The organism is Ensifer sp. EB106-05-01-XG146 (assembly GCF_058791875.1).
Window position 1 is genome coordinate 1,258,679 of the sequence record NZ_JBYTDX010000001.1, and the last position, 20,398, is coordinate 1,279,076.

15 protein-coding genes are annotated in these 20,398 nt (G+C 61.6%); 10 read left to right on the top strand and 5 right to left on the bottom strand.

The window, feature by feature from the left end; all coding sequences use genetic code 11:
• Positions 1-6 precede the first annotated feature (6 nt).
• The 4 genes from AC3WVQ_RS06145 (at position 7) to scpC (ending at position 4,934) form a co-directional block, all read left to right on the top strand.
• On the top strand, positions 7-1,677 hold the full coding sequence (locus tag AC3WVQ_RS06145; protein WP_034795728.1) for a nitrite/sulfite reductase: 1,671 nt from the start codon (positions 7-9) through the stop codon (positions 1,675-1,677).
• A 17-nt stretch (positions 1,678-1,694) separates the two neighbouring features.
• Entirely contained in the window at positions 1,695-2,195 is a 501-nt protein-coding gene (locus AC3WVQ_RS06150; RefSeq protein ID WP_034795725.1) for a DUF934 domain-containing protein, read from the top strand.
• A 147-nt stretch (positions 2,196-2,342) separates the two neighbouring features.
• Entirely contained in the window at positions 2,343-3,155 is an 813-nt protein-coding gene (locus AC3WVQ_RS06155) for a ferredoxin--NADP reductase (protein ID WP_034795721.1), read from the top strand.
• A 258-nt stretch (positions 3,156-3,413) separates the two neighbouring features.
• Positions 3,414-4,934 carry a succinyl-CoA:acetate CoA-transferase ScpC gene (gene scpC, locus AC3WVQ_RS06160; RefSeq protein WP_090295691.1) on the top strand — a complete coding sequence of 507 codons (1,521 nt, stop codon included), beginning with the start codon at positions 3,414-3,416 and terminating at the stop codon, positions 4,932-4,934.
• Between the two features lie 69 nt (positions 4,935-5,003).
• Here the strand turns inward: scpC and AC3WVQ_RS06165 are convergent, their stop codons facing one another.
• Entirely contained in the window at positions 5,004-5,621 is a 618-nt protein-coding gene (locus AC3WVQ_RS06165; protein WP_090295688.1) for a GntR family transcriptional regulator, read from the bottom strand.
• 370 nt (positions 5,622-5,991) lie between these two features.
• Here AC3WVQ_RS06165 and AC3WVQ_RS06170 point away from each other — a divergent pair, with 370 nt between their 5' ends.
• From AC3WVQ_RS06170 to AC3WVQ_RS06190, 5 genes are read left to right on the top strand one after another with little or no spacing between them, the layout of a single operon-like run.
• The gene (locus tag AC3WVQ_RS06170; protein ID WP_090295686.1) at positions 5,992-7,251 is read left to right on the top strand and encodes a ferredoxin reductase family protein; all 1,260 of its coding nucleotides are present in this window, start codon (positions 5,992-5,994) and stop codon (positions 7,249-7,251) included.
• A 47-nt stretch (positions 7,252-7,298) separates the two neighbouring features.
• Complete coding sequence (locus AC3WVQ_RS06175; RefSeq protein WP_110818973.1) at positions 7,299-10,526, top strand: c-type cytochrome; 3,228 nt, start codon at positions 7,299-7,301, stop codon at positions 10,524-10,526.
• 10 nt (positions 10,527-10,536) lie between these two features.
• A complete protein-coding gene (locus AC3WVQ_RS06180; RefSeq protein ID WP_110818972.1) occupies positions 10,537-11,436 on the top strand; it encodes an OmpA family protein in 900 nt (299 codons plus the stop codon).
• 2 nt (positions 11,437-11,438) lie between these two features.
• Positions 11,439-12,986, top strand: a complete 1,548-nt coding sequence (locus AC3WVQ_RS06185; RefSeq protein WP_181432595.1) for a caspase family protein — start codon at positions 11,439-11,441, stop codon at positions 12,984-12,986.
• A gap of 2 nt (positions 12,987-12,988) precedes the next feature.
• Entirely contained in the window at positions 12,989-14,506 is a 1,518-nt protein-coding gene (locus AC3WVQ_RS06190; protein ID WP_162731874.1) for a caspase family protein, read from the top strand.
• A 74-nt stretch (positions 14,507-14,580) separates the two neighbouring features.
• On the opposite strand, the gene AC3WVQ_RS06195 is transcribed toward AC3WVQ_RS06190, so the two are convergent.
• The 4 genes from AC3WVQ_RS06195 to AC3WVQ_RS06210 all read right to left on the bottom strand — a co-directional run bounded on the left by AC3WVQ_RS06195 (position 14,581) and on the right by AC3WVQ_RS06210 (position 18,848).
• The gene (locus tag AC3WVQ_RS06195; RefSeq protein WP_064816988.1) at positions 14,581-15,357 is read right to left on the bottom strand and encodes an amino acid ABC transporter ATP-binding protein; all 777 of its coding nucleotides are present in this window, start codon (positions 15,355-15,357) and stop codon (positions 14,581-14,583) included.
• Between the two features lie 17 nt (positions 15,358-15,374).
• Positions 15,375-16,532 carry an amino acid ABC transporter permease gene (locus tag AC3WVQ_RS06200; RefSeq protein WP_034796753.1) on the bottom strand — a complete coding sequence of 386 codons (1,158 nt, stop codon included), beginning with the start codon at positions 16,530-16,532 and terminating at the stop codon, positions 15,375-15,377.
• 4 nt (positions 16,533-16,536) lie between these two features.
• Positions 16,537-17,730 (bottom strand): amino acid ABC transporter permease, encoded by a 1,194-nt coding sequence (locus tag AC3WVQ_RS06205; RefSeq protein WP_060585310.1) that lies wholly within the window; start codon positions 17,728-17,730, stop codon positions 16,537-16,539.
• A gap of 92 nt (positions 17,731-17,822) precedes the next feature.
• Complete coding sequence (locus tag AC3WVQ_RS06210; RefSeq protein WP_034796750.1) at positions 17,823-18,848, bottom strand: amino acid ABC transporter substrate-binding protein; 1,026 nt, start codon at positions 18,846-18,848, stop codon at positions 17,823-17,825.
• A gap of 340 nt (positions 18,849-19,188) precedes the next feature.
• Here AC3WVQ_RS06210 and AC3WVQ_RS06215 point away from each other — a divergent pair, with 340 nt between their 5' ends.
• Positions 19,189-20,379 carry a cystathionine beta-lyase gene (locus AC3WVQ_RS06215; RefSeq protein ID WP_060585308.1) on the top strand — a complete coding sequence of 397 codons (1,191 nt, stop codon included), beginning with the start codon at positions 19,189-19,191 and terminating at the stop codon, positions 20,377-20,379.
• Positions 20,380-20,398 lie beyond the last annotated feature (19 nt).

Here is a 20,398-nt window from a genome sequence, read left to right on the forward strand (position 1 = left end):
TACCCGATGTACCGTTACGATGAATTCGACCACGCCTTCGTTTCCTCCCGCGTCGAACAGTTCCGCGATCAGGTCGAGCGGCGACTGAGTGGCGAGCTTGCCGAAGACGCCTTCAAGCCGCTGCGCCTGATGAACGGCGTCTACCTGCAGCTTCACGCCTATATGCTGCGCGTCGCCATTCCCTATGGCACGCTGTCGAGCCGCCAGATGCGCATGCTCGCCCATATCGCGCGCAAATATGACCGCGGCTACGGCCACTTCACCACGCGCCAGAACATCCAGTACAACTGGCCGCGTCTGTCCGACACGCCGGATATCTTGCAAGAGCTCGCAAGCGTCGAGATGCATGCGCTCCAGACCTCGGGCAACTGCATTCGCAATGTGACCGCCGATCACTTTGCCGGCGCGGCCGCCGATGAGGTCGCAGACCCAAGGCCTTACGCCGAGATCTTGAGACAGTGGTCGAGCGTACATCCGGAATTCTCGTTCCTGCCGCGCAAGTTCAAGATCGCCGTCACTGGCGCTGAGCGCGACCGCGCCGCAATCCAGGTCCATGATATCGGTCTGCACCTGAAGAAGGACGAAAACGGCCGCATCGGCTTTGCAGTCTATGTCGGCGGTGGTCAGGGCCGCACGCCGATGATCGCCAAGAAGATCCGCGACTTCCTGCCGGAGGAGGACCTGCTGTCCTACACGACGGCGATCATGCGCGTGTACAACCTGCACGGCCGCCGCGACAACAAGTACAAGGCCCGCATCAAGATCCTCGTACACGAGACCGGCGCCGAAGAATTGTCGCGTCAGGTCGAAGTCGAGTTCGCGGCCCTCAAGGACACCGAGCTGAAGCTGCCGGAGACCGACATCCAGGCGATCTCCACCTATTTTGCGCCACCGGCCCTCGAAAACCGTGCTGAAGGCTGGGAGAGCCTCGCGCGCTGGAAGAAGACCGATCCCGAGTTTGCCCGTTGGGTGCAGCAGAATGTGCAGCCGCACAAGCACCCGGACTACGGCATGGTGACGATCTCGCTGAAGCCGATCGGCGGCATTCCGGGCGACGCCAGCGACGCGCAGATGGATGCCGTTGCCGATATTGCCGAGGAATACGCCTTCGACGAAATCCGAGTCAGCCACGAACAGAACCTGATCCTGCCGCATGTGGCGCTGGCCGATCTCGAGCCGGTCTACCGCGCGCTGGTCGCCTCAGGTCTTGCCACTGCCAATGCCGGCCTGATCACGGATATCATCGCCTGTCCTGGGCTGGACTACTGCGCACTTGCCAATGCGCGCTCCATCCCCGTGGCGCAGGAAATTTCGACCCGCTTCGGTTCGCCCGAGCGTCAGGCCGAGATCGGTGAGTTGAAGATCAAGATCTCCGGCTGCATCAATGCCTGCGGTCATCACCATGTCGGCCATATCGGGCTGCTTGGCGTTGAAAAGAAGGGTGCGGAACTCTATCAGATTACGCTTGGTGGCTCCGGCGACGAGAACACCTCGATCGGCGAGATCATCGGCCGCGGCTTCGAACCCGAGAAGGTGACCGACGCCGTCGAGACCATCGTCGACACCTACTTGGGACTGCGCCGCGACGGTCAAGAGACCTTCCTCGAGGCCTATCGCCGCGTCGGCCCCCAACCCTTCAAGGATGCGCTCTACGGCAGCGCGCAGGAAGCTGCCTGAGGCGCTGAGGAACGGAAATGACGAAAATCTGGAAGGAAACCGGTTTCGTGGGCGATGATCCCTGGGTCATCGAGACGGAGGAAACCAAGGCAGGCTCGAACGAGAAGGCGATCGTCGGTCTCGACGCGTTCCTGGCCAAGGTTGCAGACAGCGACGAAACCGGTCTTGGCGTGGTCATCGCGCCGGCAGACGACGTGACGAAGCTCGCACCACACCTTGATCGCCTTGCGCTGGTAGCCGTCGCGTTCCCGGCGTTCAATGACGGCCGCGCCTTCAGCCATGCGTCGCTGCTGCGCGCGCGGCTTGGTTTTACCGGCGAGGTGAGGGCGGTCGGCGACGTGCTGATCGACCAGATCCCGCTGATGCTGCGCTGTGGCGTCGAAAGCTTCGCTGTCAGCAATGCGACAGCGCTGAAGCGTTTGTCCGAAGGACGCCTGCCGGGCATTGCTGTGCACTACCAGCCGACCGCCAAGCCCTCGACCGATGCTAAATCCTATAGCTGGCGCCGGGTGTCATAGGGTAGGGTTGGCCGCGACAGTGTGAAGCACGCCGAAATCCCCAAAAGCGACTATATTTGGAAGAGATTTCCTTTCAACAAGGCGCAGCTTGGAATATCGGCTTATTGTTGATAGACAGGGTCATCATTTACAGGACTTGTAGCTAAGATGAATGCTCCGGCAAAAACGGAAGATTTCGCGATCCAGGCACCGGCAGGCGTCTACGTCGAGACGGTGACCAGCGTTGAACACTATACGGATCGGCTCTTCCGCTTCCGCATGACCCGCCCTGCCGAATTCCGCTTCCGCTCGGGCGAATTCGCGATGATCGGCCTGATGGTCGGCGACAAGCCGGTCTATCGCGCCTATTCGATCGCTAGCCCCGCCTGGGACGAAGAACTCGAGTTCTTCTCGATTAAGGTGCCGGATGGCCCGCTGACCTCGCACCTGCAGGGGATCAAGCCGGGCGACAAGGTGCTGATGCGCAAGAAGCCGACCGGTACGCTGGTGCTCGACGCGCTCGTTCCCGGGCGCCGTCTCTACATGTTCTCGACCGGCACCGGCATTGCGCCCTTCGCAAGCCTGATCCGCGATCCCGAGACCTATGAAAAGTTCGAGGAAGTGATCCTCACCCATACCTGCCGCGATGTTGCCGAACTGAAATACGGCTTCGATCTGGTCGAGGAAATCCGGAACCATGAGTTCCTGAACGAGATTGTCGGCGACAAGCTGCGCCACTACGCGACGGTGACCCGCGAAGACTTCCCGTTCAAGGGCCGCATTACCGACCTGATGGTAAACGGCAAGTTCTTCTCCGATCTCGGCCTGCCGCCGCTCGATCCAGCTGTCGATCGCGGCATGATCTGCGGCTCGACCGCGATGCTGAAGGACACCAAGGAAATCCTCGAGGCCGCTGGTCTCACCGAAGGTGCGAACAACAAGCCGGCCGAATTCGTGATCGAACGCGCCTTCGTCGGCTGACCCATTTTTGTGCAGTTTATCGTTAGAGGGGCGCGCCAAGGGTGCGCCCCTCGTCGTTTAAGGCGAAATGCCATCGAGCTATGCGTCGGCGGTAGTTCCGCCCTGCCCATTCTGCGTACCGCCCTGCGGTCCGAGCGGCTATCGTGCTCCTGCAAATCTTCATAGCGTGCGCACGCAGACATGCGAAAATAAGCGCACGACGAACCAAGCCCGCGCCGTCCTGTTATGAGCCTCGTGGGCCATTTCTGGGAGTGCCCGATGAGTCATGTTCCGCCAACCGACCTGGAAGCCAGGATCCGCTGCAAATCGCTCCGTGATCGCATCGCTACGCCGGAAGAGGCGGCCGCGCTGATCAAGGACGGCATGACCATTGGCATGAGCGGCTTCACCAAGGCCGGTGACGCGAAGGCCGTGCCGCTTGCCATGGCCGAACGGGCCGCACGGGAGAAGTTTCGCATCACGCTGATGACGGGCGCCTCGCTCGGTCATGACATCGACAAGACGCTGACAGAGGCGGGTGTTCTTGCCCGGCGCCTGCCGTTCCAGTCGGACCCGGTTCTGCGAGCGGCGATCAACCGCGGCGAGGTGATGTTCATCGATCAGCATCTCTCGGAAACCGTCGAGCAGTTGCGGTCCGGCCAGATCAGCCCCATCGACTATGCGGTGGTCGAGGCGGTGGCGATCACCGAAGACGGCGGCATCGTTCCGTCGACATCGGTCGGCAATTCGGCAAGCTTCGCGATCCTGGCGAAGAAGGTGATCGTCGAGCTCAATCTCAGCCACAGTCCCGAACTCGAAGGCCTGCACGATATCTTCATTCCGGCGAAGCGACCGAGCCGCACGCCGATCCCGGTCGTTGCTTGCGATAGCCGTGCGGGCTCGCCCTACATTCCTGTCGATCCGGAAAAGATCGTCGCAATCGTCGTCACCGAGAAAGAGGACAGCGCCGCACGGATCTCTCCGCCGGATGCGGAGACGACGGCGATCGCCGGCCATCTGATCGCCTTCTTGCAGGAGGAGGTGCGCAAGGGCCGCCTCGACATGACGCTCAACCCGCTGCAGGCGGGCATCGGCGTCATCGCCAATTCGGTGCTGGGCGGCCTGGTCGACAGTCCGTTCCATGATCTGCGTATGTATAGCGAGGTGCTGCAAGACAGCACGTTCGAGCTTTTCGAGGCCGGCAAGCTGAGCTTCGCCTCGGCCTCGTCGATGACGCTTTCCAGCGCCTGGGCTGATCGCGTGTTCCGCAACATCCGCGCCTACAAGGACAAGCTGGTGCTGCGGCCGCAGGAGGTGAGCAATCATCCGGAGATCATTCGGCGCCTCGGTGTCATCGGCATCAACACGGCGCTCGAATTCGATATCTACGGCAACGTCAACTCGACCCATGTTGGCGGTACCGACATGATGAACGGTATCGGCGGCTCCGGCGATTTCGCCCGCAACGCCTTCCTGTCGATCTTCGTCGCCAAGTCGGTTGCCAAGGGCGGGGCGATATCGTCTGTCGTGCCGATGGTGTCCCATGTCGACCACACGGAGCACGACGTCGATATTCTGGTGACCGAGCATGGTCTTGCAGATCTGCGCGGCCTGGCGCCGCGGGAGCGCGCACCCGTCATCATCGAAAACTGCTGCCACCCGGCCTATCGGGAGCTTTTGTCGGATTACTTCAATCGTGCGGTCGCCACCCGTGGCGGACAGACCCCGCATATTCTGGAAGAGGCTTTCGACTGGCATGTGCGCCGGCTGAAGACCGGCAGCATGATGCCGACGGCCTGAAGTGTGTTGAAGAAACAACCGTGAAAGCAATCGCTTGCCGTTGTTTCTTCTCGTGCAGGCAAGGTTTCTTCAGGCGTCTGATAGATAGCTCATCAGGTCCGCCATCGCGGCCGACGCGCCTTCAGCGTCAGCCCGCTCGATCGCATCGATCACCGTTACATGGCGGCGGACCGATCCGGCCATCTTTTCATGCGAGGACGAAGCAAACCAGATGCGGCGCGCATGTGTCTGCAGCGGGGCAAGTGCTGCGGTCAGGAACCGGTTGGGGCAGGCTTCTTCCATCAGTTCGTCGAACATCTTGTCGGCGACGAGAAAGCCCTCCATTTCGCCCGCATCAAGACAGGTGGCCATCTCCGCACCGCAAGCTTTCATCGCGCTTCGCTCCTCGGCGCTTGCGTGCGTTGCGACGAGGGCGGCGGCAAGCGGCTCCAGTTTCTGGCGCGTCTGCATGACATGCACCTGGTCGTCCGGCCGGATCGTGGTGATTTGCAAGCCGACACGGGGACGGATATCCATGAGACCCTGCCAGGCCAGCTTCTGGATCGCCTCGCGAACCGGTGTTCGCCCAAGCCCGGCAAGTTCGATCAACTGCCTCTCGGTGACCAGGGCGCCGGGCTCGAGCTTCAATGTGACGATCAGGCGTTCGAGCGCGAGATAGGCGAGGTGAGCCTGGGATTGCGGTGACATGCCGTTCCTTTGGTTCTGATATATCAGTAGCTTGCACGATTTCCTGCAACCAGGCAAGCGCGCCGGTTGCCTGGATTTGTGCAGGTCAAAGGGGGTGGTTTGCCTATGTGGTCAATAAAATAAGCGAATGCTTAAAAAATACGAATTTCAAAGGCATGAATAAACCAACCTCATAGGACGTTTCCAATAGGAATCGTGTTGACGAACCGGGAGGTGCTTGCCACTCTCCCAATAAAGGCCCCGCGTGAAAGAGGCGCGTGGGCCGTTGCGGCAAGAACCTGGTTGCATGTTTCCTTGGTCGCTAGGGGGCGAAGGCAACAGGCACAAGGCAAGGCAACAACCGTCAGCCATCGGCGTTGAGGGGCGCAAGATGCAAGTGGGCGCGTTTCTGGTCTGGTCCTTGATGGCATTTGCGGCGCTGCTGGCCGTAGCCGCAGTCAGTCACACCAATGCATTGACGACATTTTCGCTGATGGCGTCGTCGGCGGCCTTTGTCGGCATGGCGGTCGCACAGTTCATGGCCGCGCGCCCGCCGTTCGTCGAGGCTCTCTTCGGGGGGCTCGACCGTGTCTATCATTTTCATCGCAGGATAGGCATCTCGGTGCTGTGCCTCATCCTCGTGCACTATTTCCTGAAACCAGACTTCAAGGGCCTGGCGCTGACGAGCGGTCTGAACCAGCTTGCTGCTTCCGCCGGCAAATATGCCTTCTACGGTTTCGTCGTGCTGCTCGTTCTCAGTATCGTCAAGATCATACCGCGGACGAAGATCGAGATCCCCTACCATCTGTGGCGCTACACGCACCGCTTCATCGGCCTGCTGTTCGTGATGGTCGCCTTCCACCAGATGTTCATCAAGCGCCCCTATGACGGTACCGCGCTTCTGGCGGTCTACCTCAACGCCTTCGCAGCACTTGGCATCCTGAGCTACGCCTATACCCAGCTGCTGCCCTGGGTCAGAACCCGCGGCTACGAAGTCTTCGATGTCGCCCGGGAGGACGGGGCGACGGTGATTGCGGCGCGGCCGCTGCGCCGTGCCTTGCGCGCCAAGCCCGGGCAATTCGGTTTTCTGCGGGTGCTGAAGCCTGGGCTGCGCGAGCCGCATCCGTTTACGATCGCTGGTATCGAGCCCGACGGGGTCGTGCGCTTCGCGATCAAGCCGCTTGGCGACTACACCCAGGCCCTGCGCGACGGAATCGCTGTCGGCGACCGGTTGAAGCTCGAGGGTGGCTATGGCCGCTTCAACCACCGCCGTGGCGGCAAGAAGCAGATCTGGCTCGCCGGCGGCATCGGCGTTACACCGTTCCTGGCGATGGCGCGGCATCTCAATGGCGACGAGGGGCAGGACATCCACATGGTCTATTGCGTGCGCGACCGGCGCGAGGCGATCGGGCTGGAGACCTTCGAGGGGCAGGCCGGAAAGCTCGGCAACTTCACTTTTGTCCTGCACGATTCCTCCGTGGACGGGCGCCTGGATGCGGCCAAACTCGCGAACGGCAGCGCGATCGATCCGGCGGAAGCCGATCTCTGGTTTTGCGGCCCGCCACCTCTCAGGGAGGCGATCGTCAAGGGCCTGAAAGATCTCGGCAAGCGGCCGAAGCGGGTTGAATTCGAGCGATTTCAGTTTCGATAGTGCAGCGGATTTCAGTAGCGATTCTATTGTTTTAGGGAGTGGGTTTCATGCGCGGTCTGCAGAGAAAGCGAGAAGGCGCCTCGTCATTGTCCAGTCTTGGCCACGGATATTGGGCCGTTTCATTTGCGGCGCTGGTCGCAGTCTCGCTCTGTCCCGCTGGTGCCTCGGCGCGCGATGCCTTCTCTGAGGATGCCTTCTCCACCTACAAGGCCAATGTCGACAACGGCAAATACATGTTCTACGCCGCAGGCTGCGGCGCCTGCCACGGCTCCGGCGACAACACCGAACTGCTCTCCGGCGGCATGGAGATGAAGACGGCGATCGGCACCTTCTATGCGCCGAACATTTCGCCGCACGCCAATGGCATCGGCGGCTGGACCAATGCGCAGTTTCTGAATGCGGTTCTGGTCGGTCTCGATCGCGAGGGCAACAACCTCTATCCGGTTATGCCCTACACCTCCTATGGCGGCATGAAGCCGGAGGATGCGCTCGACATCAAAGCCTATATCGAGACGTTACCCCAGGCGGATGCGGTGTCGAAAGAGGATGAGATTGCTTTTCCGTTCAGTCGCCAGACGACGATCACGCTCTGGAAGCGCAGCCACTTCACGGTGCCGGCCTATCAGCCGCGCGAGGAGACGCAAGCCGAGCGCGGCCGCTATCTGGTCGAGAATGTCGGCGGCTGTGGCGATTGCCACACACCGCGCACCACGACCTATGGGCTCGACCTGGAGCGCGCCTATGAGGGCGAAAAGGATTTGAGCGGCGCGGTCGCGCCCGACATCAGCAAGACGAAGATGGCCGGTCTTGCCTCGCCCGACGTTTTCACCAGGGGCCTGATTGAGGAAGGCAAGAAGCTCTCGGGCGCGCCGATCAGCGATCCGGTGATGCGGCGTATAGCCAAGGGACTGAGCGTTCTTTCTGACGACGATCGCCGCGCGATCTATGCCTTCCTTGCCGATCGTGAAGTGAAGGCCCCCGCGCCGGTGGCGCAGTCGGTCACGGCCGTCTGCAAGGAGAATACGGCGACTGAAGCGCTGGGCGGCGGCAATGCGGCGCTGGCGCAGCAGGCAGATGCCTTCATCGGCAGATACTGCCGCAACTGTCACGGGCCGGGCGAGAGTTCGCAGGGGAGCTACCCGGCGGGCGAACTCGCCTCGATTGCCGCCGACGCAAACTTCGTGACCCCCGGAGATGCCTCGAAGTCACGGCTCTACGCGACTGTCGTCAGCGGCCGCATGCCGCTTGGCAAGCGCCCCTCTGCCGAAGAGATCAAGGTGCTGGAGGACTGGATCAACGCACTGAACGAAAAGAGCCTGCCGCAGACGGTGGCCGCAAAACCGGCGCGCGCCCGCCCGATGTTGGGTTATGGCCAGTTCGTCGATGCGGCGCTGAAGGACATCGAGACGGTCAGTGCCCTCGACCGCCCCTACATGCGCTACTTTTCCTATCGCGACCAGTACAACGGCATGATGGGCTGCGAGGACGACCAGACCTTCATGAAGCGCATGGACCTGCTTGCCGGCGGCTTCAAGAAGCTGCTGAATTCGCTGTCCTACGGGCCAAAGCTGGTACTTCCGACAGAGGTCGACGGCACCAATGGCTTGCTGGTGCGCGTCGATCTGCGCGAACTGCAATGGGACGCGGCGGACTATGACTTCCTGATCAAGCGCTATTTCTATGGGATTGATCCCGAGAGCGACGCGTCGCTTTCGGCCCTTTCGAATGAAACGGCGACGCAACTGCCGATCATGCGGGTCGACTGGTTCATGAGCAACGGCGCGCGGCCGGAGATCTACAACCGGCTGATGAAGTTGCCGACCGAGATCGCCGAACTCGAAAAGCGCTTCAAGATCGACGTGGCCGGCAACATTCGCAGGCGCGATGTGTTGCGGGCCGGATTCGCCGACGGCTCGTCCGGGGTTTCCGACCACAACCGCATGCTCGAACGGCACGATATGCCGTTCGGCGGCTACTACTGGAAGTCCTATGATTTCGGCGGCGACGTCGGCAAGCAGGTGCTGAAGCGCTTCCCGCACGGGCCTCGGGAATTGGCACCGCTCGACGCGGGCCTCGTGCCCTTCGAGCACGACGGCGGCGAAATGATCTTCTCGTTGCCGAACGGGCTGCAGGGCTACTACCTCTCGACGTCAGCAGGAAAGCAGCTTGATGTCGGGCCGACCACCATCGTGTCCTTCCGCAAGCGCCCGATCGGCAAGGGCGTCGAGATCATCAACGCGCGATCCTGTGTCGATTGCCACGCCGATGGCATCCTTTCGAAACGCGATCAGCTGCGCGAGCAGATCGAGACGTCGACGCTGTTCAGCAAGGACCAACAGGACGTGCTGCTTGCCATGTATGTGAAGCAGGAGGAACTGGACGAAACCTATCGCAAGGACCGCGAGCGCTTCGTCAACGCGTTGAAGGTGCTCGGCATCACCGAGCCGACGCCTGATGGGGGCCTCCAGAGCAAGCATGCGCCGGGCGAGGCGGAGCTCATCACCTACTTTGCCGACAAGTACGAAGACGAGCTCGACTTCGATGCCCTGGCGGCCGAGTTTGACATGACGCCCAAGCAATTCTCAGAAGCGATCAAGCGGGTGACGAACACCGATGTCCTGCGCCTCGGGCTCGACTGGGTGACGACGCTGGAAGCGGGCGGAACCATTCCGCGCAACGAGGTCGAGCAGCAATATGCATTGCTGATGGCGCCGCTAACCCAGCGCCGTCCGCTCGACACGACGGCGATCGTCATTGCCGGTTCCGAGCCGATGGTGGACGACAGGCCGCAGTCGATCGCAGCCGCCGTGCCGGACTATCGCAAGGAGGATGCGGGGACTGGCCACAAGCTCGAGCTGGCCCTAAACGTGAAGTCGACGACGGCGAAGGTTGGCGACGAACTTTCCTTCGAACTCAGCGCCAACCAGGCCTGCGAGCTGCAAATCCTCTATGTCGAGGAGAACGGCAACGTCGAGGTCATCCCGGACGTGATGATCGGCGACACCACGCTTAAGCCGGGCGAGCGGCGCCTGATCCCGCAGCCGGGCACGGGCACGCTCACCTTCGACACACCTGCGCCCGCCGAAACGATGCTGGCCTTCTGCCGTGCCGGCGGGCTCGGTGACCAGAAGCTGACGGTGGAGAAGGCACGCCAATATGTCGCGACGTCGCGGTTGCCGCCGACACGGGGACTCGCGATCAACCTGGCCAAGCGGGCGCAGGGTGACGCGGGTGCCAGCAGTGTTCAGATGGTGACGTTCGAGATCAAGGATTGATGGTCGAGTCATGGTTCAGCTACGAGCATTTCTCCTCGCTTCGGCGGTTCTGGCGGTCTTCACCGCGCCGGTCATGGCCTGCGACGGTCTTCGCCTGGCCTCCGAGGCGCTGAACCGCGCCGACGAGGCCGGCACTAAGGTGGCGGCCGATCCCGTAAACATGAAGGGTTGCTCGGCGACCGAGATCGCGCTCACCCGGCGCATCGCGGCGCTCGCAACCTTCAACCGGGTTGCAGCGGCAGTGGGGCAAGGCGCGAAGCTTGAAACCTTCGAAGCGGAACTGACGGCCGCAAGCCGCGACGCCGGCGGCCCCTGGCAGATCCTCGATGCGCTCGGCGACATCAAGCGCGAGCGCAAGGATTACGACGCCGCGGCGACCTCCTATCAGCAAGCGCTGGAAGATGCGGCAAACGAGGAACTGACGCCCGATTGGATGGCGCCGGACAAGGCCTATATCGAACGGCTGGACCGCCTGGCTTCGGAAATGCGGCTCGCTGCAACCAAGCCGGTCAAGCTCGCTGCGCGCGGCGCCTGCAAGTTCTCCTATCGTGGTGTCTCGATCCGGAAGAAGGCGACGCCGGTGCGCTACGTCTTCGGAACGGCCGAGTTTACGCCCGAAGGTCTCGAGTCGGCCAGGGATCTGTTCGAGTGCCTGAAGTCCGCAAAGCCGGCCGCGATTACGCTGATCGGTCACACCGATCCGGTCGGTACGCCCGAGGCGAACAAGGCATTGTCGATCGCTCGCGCCGAGGCACTGGCGCATTACCTCGTCGATGCCGGCTATCCCGGCATGTGGACCGTGATCGGCAAGGGCGAGGAGGAGCCGTTCAAGCCGGATGATCCGACCGCTTATAGCGAGGAGATGTTGCACCAGCTCGACCGGCGCGTGGATGTGGATGTGGGGAAATGACAGTGCTGTGCAGAACCCTGCTTGCGATGAGCTTGCTCGCATTGCCGGCGGCCCCGGCGATGGCCTCGACCTCGGCGCTGGTCGTCGGGGTGGACAAGTATCCGCACGAAGTAAGCCTCGATGGTGCCGTCCGCGATGCGCAAGACGTCACGCAGGCGCTGAAGGCGGCGGATGTCGCCCCGATCCGCCAACTCATCAACGAACAGGCGACCAAGGATGCAATCCGTGCGGCCTGGGGCGAGCTTGTGGCGGCCGCTGAGCGCGGCGATACGATCGTCTTCACCTATGCCGGGCACGGTGCGCAGATGCCGGAGCTGGTCGCCGGCAGTGAGGAGGACGGGCTCGACGAATTCCTGGAGTTGCCGGGCTTCGACCGGGCGCGTGCTGAGAAGACGGCGAGCGAAATCATCGTCGACAACGAGCTCAGCGCCTGGTTCGCGGAGGCGGAAGCCAAGGGCATTCATGTCCTGTTCGTCTCCGACAGCTGTTATTCAGGCGGCATGAACCGCTCGATCTCCGGCAAGACGCGGCTGGCGCCGATGGTGCGCGCCAAGCTGCCGCCGCCATCCAAGGAGGCGCTGTCCGGCGCCAAGGTGAGGGACGTGGAGCTGTCGCAGGTGACGATCCTCGCCGCATCGCTCGAAAGCCAGCCGACGCCGGAAGTCGTGATCGGCGGCGAGCCCCGCGGCGCCCTGAGCTGGAGTTTTGCCCGTGCATTGGAAGGCGCCGCCGATCGCGATGGCGACGGGCGGATTTCGCGGGTCGAACTCGAAGACTACGTGTTTTCCAACGTCAAGCTGCAGTCGGAAGCCCTGCAGGTGCCGAACTTCACGCCGCAACTGGCGCGCTCCGACAAGGAAATCGTGCTGTCCCTGCCGCGCAGCGCCAAGGTCGGCGTGGCGCCAACAGTGAGCGGCACGAAGCATGCACTGAAGTCGCCGCGCGAAACCGGATGGACGGGCAAGTTGCCATTGAGCGTCGTCGGTGACATGCCTGATCTTGCCAATATCGGTGGCGATGGCGTGCCCTACCGGTGGGAGGCGGCATCCGGTGTCTTCTATACGCCGAACGGGGACGTCGCCGCGGAACATGTCGCGCCCGAAAGGCTCCAGGGCGCGGTCGACAAATTCATCCTGGTGGATTTTCTGAAAGCGCTTGCGGCGCAGAGCCCGGGAGCCGTTTCGCTGAAGCCCGTCAAGGACATTTATTTTGCCGGCGACCGCCTGAACGTCGAGGCGCCGCAGGGCGGCTATGCCAACATGCTGGTCTTTAACCTCGCCAATACCGGCGAAGCGCAACTGCTCGACGTGCAGATTGCCGGCAGCGAAAGCCATGCCTTCAAGCTGCGTGACCTGGAGGTGGTCAAGCCCTTCGGTGCGGACCATCTGGTCGTCATCGCGACCAATGCGCCTGTCGACGCGATCGCGGCCGCCTTTGCCAATTCGAACCTCGACGCGGCGGCCCTGCTACGCTTGCTCGAAACGCGCCTGGAGGGGAGTGAGAGTACGATCGCAGTTCAACCGCTTTACACGAGAGGCCAGGGCCAATGAGCATGGGCGCCAGATCGGGGCTGTCGTTCCTTCACGCCCTTGCGTGTTTCATGCTGCTGGCTGCGCCTGCGGTCGCCGGAGATCGGGCTTTGCTGATCGGGGTCGGCAACTATCAGAACCTGCCGACGGAGTTTTCCCTGCCCGGACCGGCGAACGATCTGGTGGCGATGCAAAGGCTCCTCACGGAACGGCTCGGCTTCGACAGTGCCTCGATCCGCGTGCTGAAGGACGGGCAGGCGACCAGAGCTGAAATCCTGTCATCCATGAACGGCTGGCTTGTCGATGCGACGAAGCCCGGCGATCGCGTCTATCTCTATTTTTCAGGCCACGGCCTGCAGGTGAAGGATGCGGATGGCGACGAAGCGGATGGGCTGGATGAAGCGATTGCGCCTGCCGACATTGCCGCCGGTGAAACGGACTGGCAAGGCGCTGTCCTCGACGACGAGATCGATGCGGTGCTGGAGCGCCTGAAGGGGCGCGCTGTGACGGTCGTGATCGACGCCTGTCACTCCGGCACGATCTCCCGATCGCTGTCCGAGGACATCACAAAGCCTATCGACGGCGCCCGCTTTCTCCCGCGTCCCGATGCCAAGCCGGTCGAGCAAGCGCTGACCCGCGGCCTTAGGATCGATCTTGCCCTCGTCGACAAGCCGAAGCTCGTGGATGCCGGGGTGACCGCCTGGAGTGCGGCGGCGCCCTATCAGGTCGCCTGGGACGATGTCCGGCTACCGACAGCGGATCGGCACGGAGTTTTCACCGCAGCCTTCGTCGCCGGCCAGACCGGCGACGCTGCCGATGGCAATGGCAACGGATTGACGAGCAACGCCGAGCTTCTTGGATATGTAAAGGCGCAATCTGCCTCCTACTGCGCCTTGCAGGAGCAATGCGGCAATCTCGACCCGCAATTGGAAGGCAAACCCGAGGCGCTCGGCGACAGCGCGATGGTGCCGGAAAAGCGCGATGCGGATGGCAGCGGGCAGGGTGCTTATACCATTACTCCGAACGTAGCGGTGCCGAGCTATCAGGCGGTCAACCACATCGATGCCGTCGGTGATATCATCGGCAAGAGCGAAGCCGGCGATGTCATGCTCTCTATCGACAAGCCGACCACCATGAAGGCCGGCGAAGTCTTCAAACTGACGGTCAACAGCCACACGGCCGGCAATCTCTTGCTTTTCGACGTCAACAGCCAGGGCAAGGCAACACAGATTTTCCCGAACGAGTTCGCGCAAAAGATCACGACATTGGCGCCGGACGTGCCGCTGACCTTGCCGGATGAATATTACGGCTTCGATTTCGAGGCATCGGGCGAGGGCGACGGCATTTTCGTGGCGCTTGTCGTCAGCGATGCTGTCGACTTGAGCGATCTTGCGCCGATATCGCGGGGCCTCAAGGTGGAGGTCGATGCGCGCGAGACCTTGAGCGAGATCATCGCGCGGCTGCAGAAGAACTGGACCGAAGATCTCGACACGCGCGGAATCCATTGGTCAGTCGGCACCCTGCGCTATCGCGTCGAGTAGGATCGATAACGGACAGAACGAAAAAAAACCCGCCTCGATGAGGCGGGCTTCTTTTTGTGTCGTCTCGTCCGGTCCTAGTGCAGGATCTGGCTGAGGAAGAGCTTGGTGCGTTCGTGCTGCGGATTGTCGAAGAACTCGGCCGGCGAGTTCTGCTCGACGATCTGGCCCTGGTCCATGAAGATCACGCGGTTGGCGACCTGTCGGGCGAAGCCCATTTCGTGGGTCACGCACAGCATGGTCATGCCTTCTTCGGCGAGCGACACCATGGTGTCGAGCACTTCCTTGACCATTTCCGGGTCGAGCGCCGAGGTCGGCTCATCGAACAGCAGGATCTTCGGCTTCATGCACAGCGAGCGGGCGATCGCTACGCGCTGCTGCTGACCGCCCGAAAGCTGGCCCGGATACTTGTTCGCCTGCTCGGGGATCTTGACGCGCTTCAGGAAGTGCATGGCGATTTCTTCTGCCTGCTTCTTCGGCATCTTGCGCACCCAGATCGGTGCAAGCGTGCAGTTTTCGAGGATCGTCAGGTGCGGGAAGAGGTTGAAGTGCTGAAACACCATGCCGACTTCGCGGCGCACTTCGTCGATCTTCTTCAGATCGTTGGTGAGCTCGATGCCGTCGACGACGATCTTGCCCTTCTGGTGCTCTTCGAGGCGATTGATGCAGCGGATCATCGTCGACTTGCCGGAGCCCGACGGGCCGGCAATGACGATGCGCTCGCCCTTCATAACCTTCAGGTTGATGTCACGAAGGACGTGGAAGTCCCCGTACCACTTGTTCATTCCAGTGATTTCGACTGCGACATCCGTTGCGGATACGGTCATTTTGGAAGCAGTGGCTGCGTTTGCCATGCGATCCTCCCCTCATTTTATCGTTTATGGGCCGTGTCGAGCACGCGTTCCATGAAACCTGAATAGCGCGACATACCAAAGCAGAAAAGCCAGAATATGAAGCCAGCGAAAATTAGCCCTGAGATCGGCGTTACCGAAGAGGCCCAGTTGGCGTCGGTAAAGTTGAAGCGGACGATGCCGAGCAGATCGAACATGCCGATGATCGACACCAGTGACGTGTCCTTGAAGAGGCCGATGAAGGTGTTGACGATGCCCGGAATCACGAGCTTCAGCGCCTGTGGCAGCACGATGAGGTTCATCTTCTGCCAGAAGCTGAGGCCGAGGGAATCCGCGCCCTCATACTGCCCCTTCGGGATAGCCTGGAGGCCGCCGCGCACCACTTCGGCCATGTAGGCCGAGGCAAAGAACGACACGCCGATCAGTGCACGCAGGAACTTGTCGAAGGTGACGCCCTGCGGCAGGAACAGTGGCAGCATGACGCTCGCCATGAAGAGCACGGTAATCAGAGGGATGCCGCGCACCAGTTCGATGAAGGCGGTGCAGAGCATCTTGATCACAGGCATATGCGATCGCCGCCCCAGTGCCAGAAGAATGCCGAGTGGCAACGACACGGCAATGCCGACGAACGAAAGGATGAGCGTCACCATCAGACCGCCCCAGAGCGGCGTCTCGACGTAGGTCAGTCCGAACCAGCCGCCGGGAAGTAGGATCAAGGAAATGATCGGCAGCACGGCGAAGAGCAGGATGGCGTTGATGCCCTTGAAGGGAGCCTTCGGGATCAACATCGGAATGAGGAAAAGCACGAAGAGGATGCCGACCAGCGTCGGTCTCCAACGCTCATCGAGCGGGTAGCGGCCGTAGGCGAATTGGTCGAGTTTTGCGTTGACGAAGGCCCAGCACGCACCGCTCCAGCCATCCGGCTGCGAGCCTCCTTGAGCAACCGTGGCGCAAACGCCACGGCCGCCACCGGTCCAGGCGGCGTCGATGAAGAGCCACTGGATGGCCGGAGGCACGAGCCACGCAAGCGCAAGCAGGCTGACGATGGTGAGCACCGCATCCTTTGGCGTCGCGAACAGGTTTTCGCGCAGCCAATGGACGATGCCACCTTCGGCGACCGGCGGGGCGGACCCTTCGATCATTGAGGTACGGACAAAAGTTGCCTGGTGTGTGTTCATGATCTTATCTCTCCACCAGGGCCATGCGGGCATTGAACCAGTTCATGAACAGCGACGTCGCAAGGCTCAGCGACAGGTAGACGACGATCCAGATCGTGACGATCTCGATCGATTGTCCTGTCTGGTTGAGGATGGTGCCACCCACTGCGACAAGATCCGCGTAACCGATCGCAACGGCGAGCGACGAGTTCTTGGTAAGGTTCAAATACTGGCTGGTGAGCGGCGGAATGATGATCCGGAGCGCTTGCGGAACCACCACCAGTCGTGTCGTCAGGCCGGGGCGTACGCCGAGCGCGTGCGCGGCTTCCGTCTGCCCCTTGGATACGCCGCGGATGCCGGCACGCACGATCTCGGCTATGAAGGCGGCCGTGTAGAACGAGAGCGCCAGGAACAGCGACAGGAATTCTGGTCCGATGACCGAGCCGCCGGTGAGGTTGAATTTGCCGGCGACGGGGACGTCGAAGGTGATCGGCGATCCCGTGGCAAGGAAGACCAACAACGGCAGACCGATGATCAGGCCGAGAGACGCCCAAAGAACCGGGAAACGCTGTCCGGTGGCCTCCTGCTTCTTGCGCGCATAGCGTGCCAGGAGGAAGCTGGCGACGATCGCGAGGACAAAGGCTAGAACCGTGTACAGCGAGCCGTCGCCAAAGATCGGCTTGGGAAAGGCAAGGCCGCGGTTGTTGAGGAACATGTTGAGCGGCAGTGCTGCCGATTCACGCGGCTGCGGCAGGATCGCCAGGACGCCGCTGTACCAGAAGAAGATGACCAGCAGCGGCGGGATGTTGCGGAAGATCTCGACATAGGCGAGCGACAGCTTGGCGATCAGCCAGTTGTGCGACAGGCGGCCGATCCCGACTGCAAAGCCGATGATGGTGGCGGTGAAAATACCGCAGACGGCGACCAGCAATGTGTTGAGCAGGCCGACGACAAGTGCGCGCTGATAGGTGGAATCGCTGGTATAGGCGATCAGCGACTGCCCGACGTCAAAACCGGCGCGTCCATTGAGGAAGCCGTAACCGGAAGCGATGTTCGCCCGTTTGAGATTCTCGATCGTGTTGTCGGCCACCCAATAGACGAAGGCCCCGAGTAGGACGACGGTAATAACCTGATAAAAGATGCCGCGGACCTGCGGGTCGTTGATGATCGACCCCGACGGTTTCGATTTCTCAGGCGTAGTTGTGACGCCAATCGCCATGCAATGCCTCTTTCCCCTTTTCACCCTTTTGGGTGTTTTTATCGTTGGGACGGGGAAGCGGTTGTCCGCTTCCCCGGTATTTTCGGTTCGCTTTAGCGGACCGGCGGAGCGTACTGGATGCCGCCCTTGTTCCACAGCGCGTTGAGGCCGCGCTCGATCTTGAGCGGGCTGCCGGCGCCGATGTTGCGGTCGAAGACTTCGCCGTAGTTTCCGACGGCCTTGATCACGTTCACGGCCCATTCGTTGGTGAGGCCGAGGTCGGTGCCGATCTTCGAGTCAGCTTCGACGCCGAGGAAGCGCTGAACGTCAGGGTTGGTGGACTTCTTCATTTCTTCGACGTTGGCCTGGGTGACGCCGAACTCTTCAGCCTGGATCAGCGCGTAGTGAACCCAGCTGACGATATCGAACCACTGGTCGTCACCCTGGCGCACGGCCGGGCCGAGCGGCTCCTTCGAGATGATTTCCGGCAGGATCATGTGATCGTCTGGCTTCGACAGCGTCAGACGCAGCGAATAAAGGCCGGACTGGTCGGTCGTGTAGACGTCGCAACGGCCGGCGTCATAGGCGGCGTTGACTTCTTCAAGCTTTTCGAAAACGACCGGATTGTACTGCAGGTTGTTCGACTTGAAGTAGTCGGCGAGGTTGAGCTCGGTGGTGGTGCCCGTCTGCACGCAGACAGCGGCGCCCGAAAGCTCCAACGCAGATTTGACGTTCAGGCCCTTGCGAACCATGAAGCCTTGGCCGTCATAGTAGTTGACCGGGCGGAAGTTGAAGCCGAGCGCGGTGTCGCGGTTGATCGTCCAGGTGGTGTTACGCGCAAGCACGTCGACTTCGCCCGACTGCAGCGCCGGGAAGCGTTCCTTGGCGGAAGTCGGGGTGTACTTCACCTTGCTGCCATCCGCGAAGATCGCGGCGGCGATTGCCTTGCAGTAGTCTACGTCGAATCCGCTCCAGTTGCCCGAAGCATCCGGCGCAGCGAAGCCGGCGAGACCGGTGTTCACGCCGCACTGGACAAAGCCCTTGGCCTTGACGTCATCAAGAGTAGCGCCCGAAGCCGCCTGTGTGCCAATCCCCATGACAGCAGCGCCAACGAGAGCTGTCAGAATTCTTTTTGCCATTTTTAGAACCTTTTTCTGTTGTCGTTAGTTCCAGTCTGCACCGTCGCGTCTCCTAGCGCGGTGAGCCTCCGCCACCCTCCTGGCGCGAGTGTCGGCTATCTCATGCTCAATTTCCATGAGGGTCAAGAGAGGCCGCCGATTTTCTGGTTTTGCATGTGAAAAACTCGAAACAAGCCAGAAAGTTAGGCAGATCTTGGGGGTGTGAAGCACGCTCTGGCGGAAAATTCGCCAGAAGTGGCCTCGCGACGGTCAAAACGACGCTTCATGATTTTTGCCACTTGACCGCGATTGTGGCTCGTTCGAAGAGTTTTGCATTCGAAATCTAGAAGCGGAATGAGCAATGGCAGACAGTGGCAATGTGAACGGCAAGGCAGGCATCAACACGCGTCTCGCCCATAGCGGCAACAACCCCTCCGATTACTTCGGCTTCGTCAATCCGCCGGTCGTGCACGCCTCCACGGTGCTGTTCCCGAACGCCAAGACCATGGAGACGCGGGCGCAGAAGTACACCTACGGCACGCGCGGAACGCCGACCACGGACGCGCTCTGCGACGCGATCAACGAACTCGAAGGGTCCGCCGGAACGATCCTCGTGCCGTCGGGGCTGGCGGCGGTCACGGTGCCGTTCCTCGCCTATCTCTCGGCCGGCGACCACGCCTTGATCGTCGATTCGGTCTACTTCCCGACGCGCCATTTCTGCGACACGATGCTGAAGCGACTTGGCGTCACGGTCGAATACTACGATCCGATGATCGGCGCTGCGATCGAGAGCCTGATCCGCCCGAACACGCGCCTGGTACACACCGAAGCACCGGGATCGAACACCTTCGAAATGCAGGACATCCGCGCGATTGCCGATGCCGCCCATCGCCATGGCTGCATCGTCACCATGGACAATACCTGGGCGACGCCCGTCTACTTCAAGCCGCTCGACCATGGCGTCGATGTGTCGATCCATGCGGCCACCAAGTATCCGTCCGGCCATTCGGACGTGCTCTTCGGTACCGTTTCGGCCAATGCCGAGCACTGGCCGGCCCTGACAGAGGCCATGGTGACGCTCGGCGTCTGCGTTTCGCCCGATGACAGCTACCAGATCCTGCGTGGCCTTCGCACCATGGGCATCCGCCTCGAACGGCACCAGGAGAGCGCACTGACACTGGCGAAGTGGCTGGAAACACGCGACGAAGTGGCCCGCGTGCTGCATCCGGCGCTGCCGAGCTTCCCCGGCCACGAGCTCTGGAAGCGCGATTTCACCGGCGCGAGCGGCATCTTCTCCTTCGTGCTGAAGGCGGAGAGCCCTGACCGCTTCAAGGCCAAGGCGCACGCCTTCCTCGATGCGCTGAGATTGTTCGGGCTCGGCTATTCCTGGGGCGGTTTCGAAAGCCTCGCGCTCCATGTCGGTCTCGGAGATCGCAAGGTGGCGCTGGCGCCGACCGAAGGTCCGGTTCTGCGCCTGCAGATCGGCCTTGAGGACGTGCCGGATATCCGGCGCGACATCGAAGCGGGCCTGGCTGCGGCAAACGCCGTTTGACGAAGGCAATGACGGACGC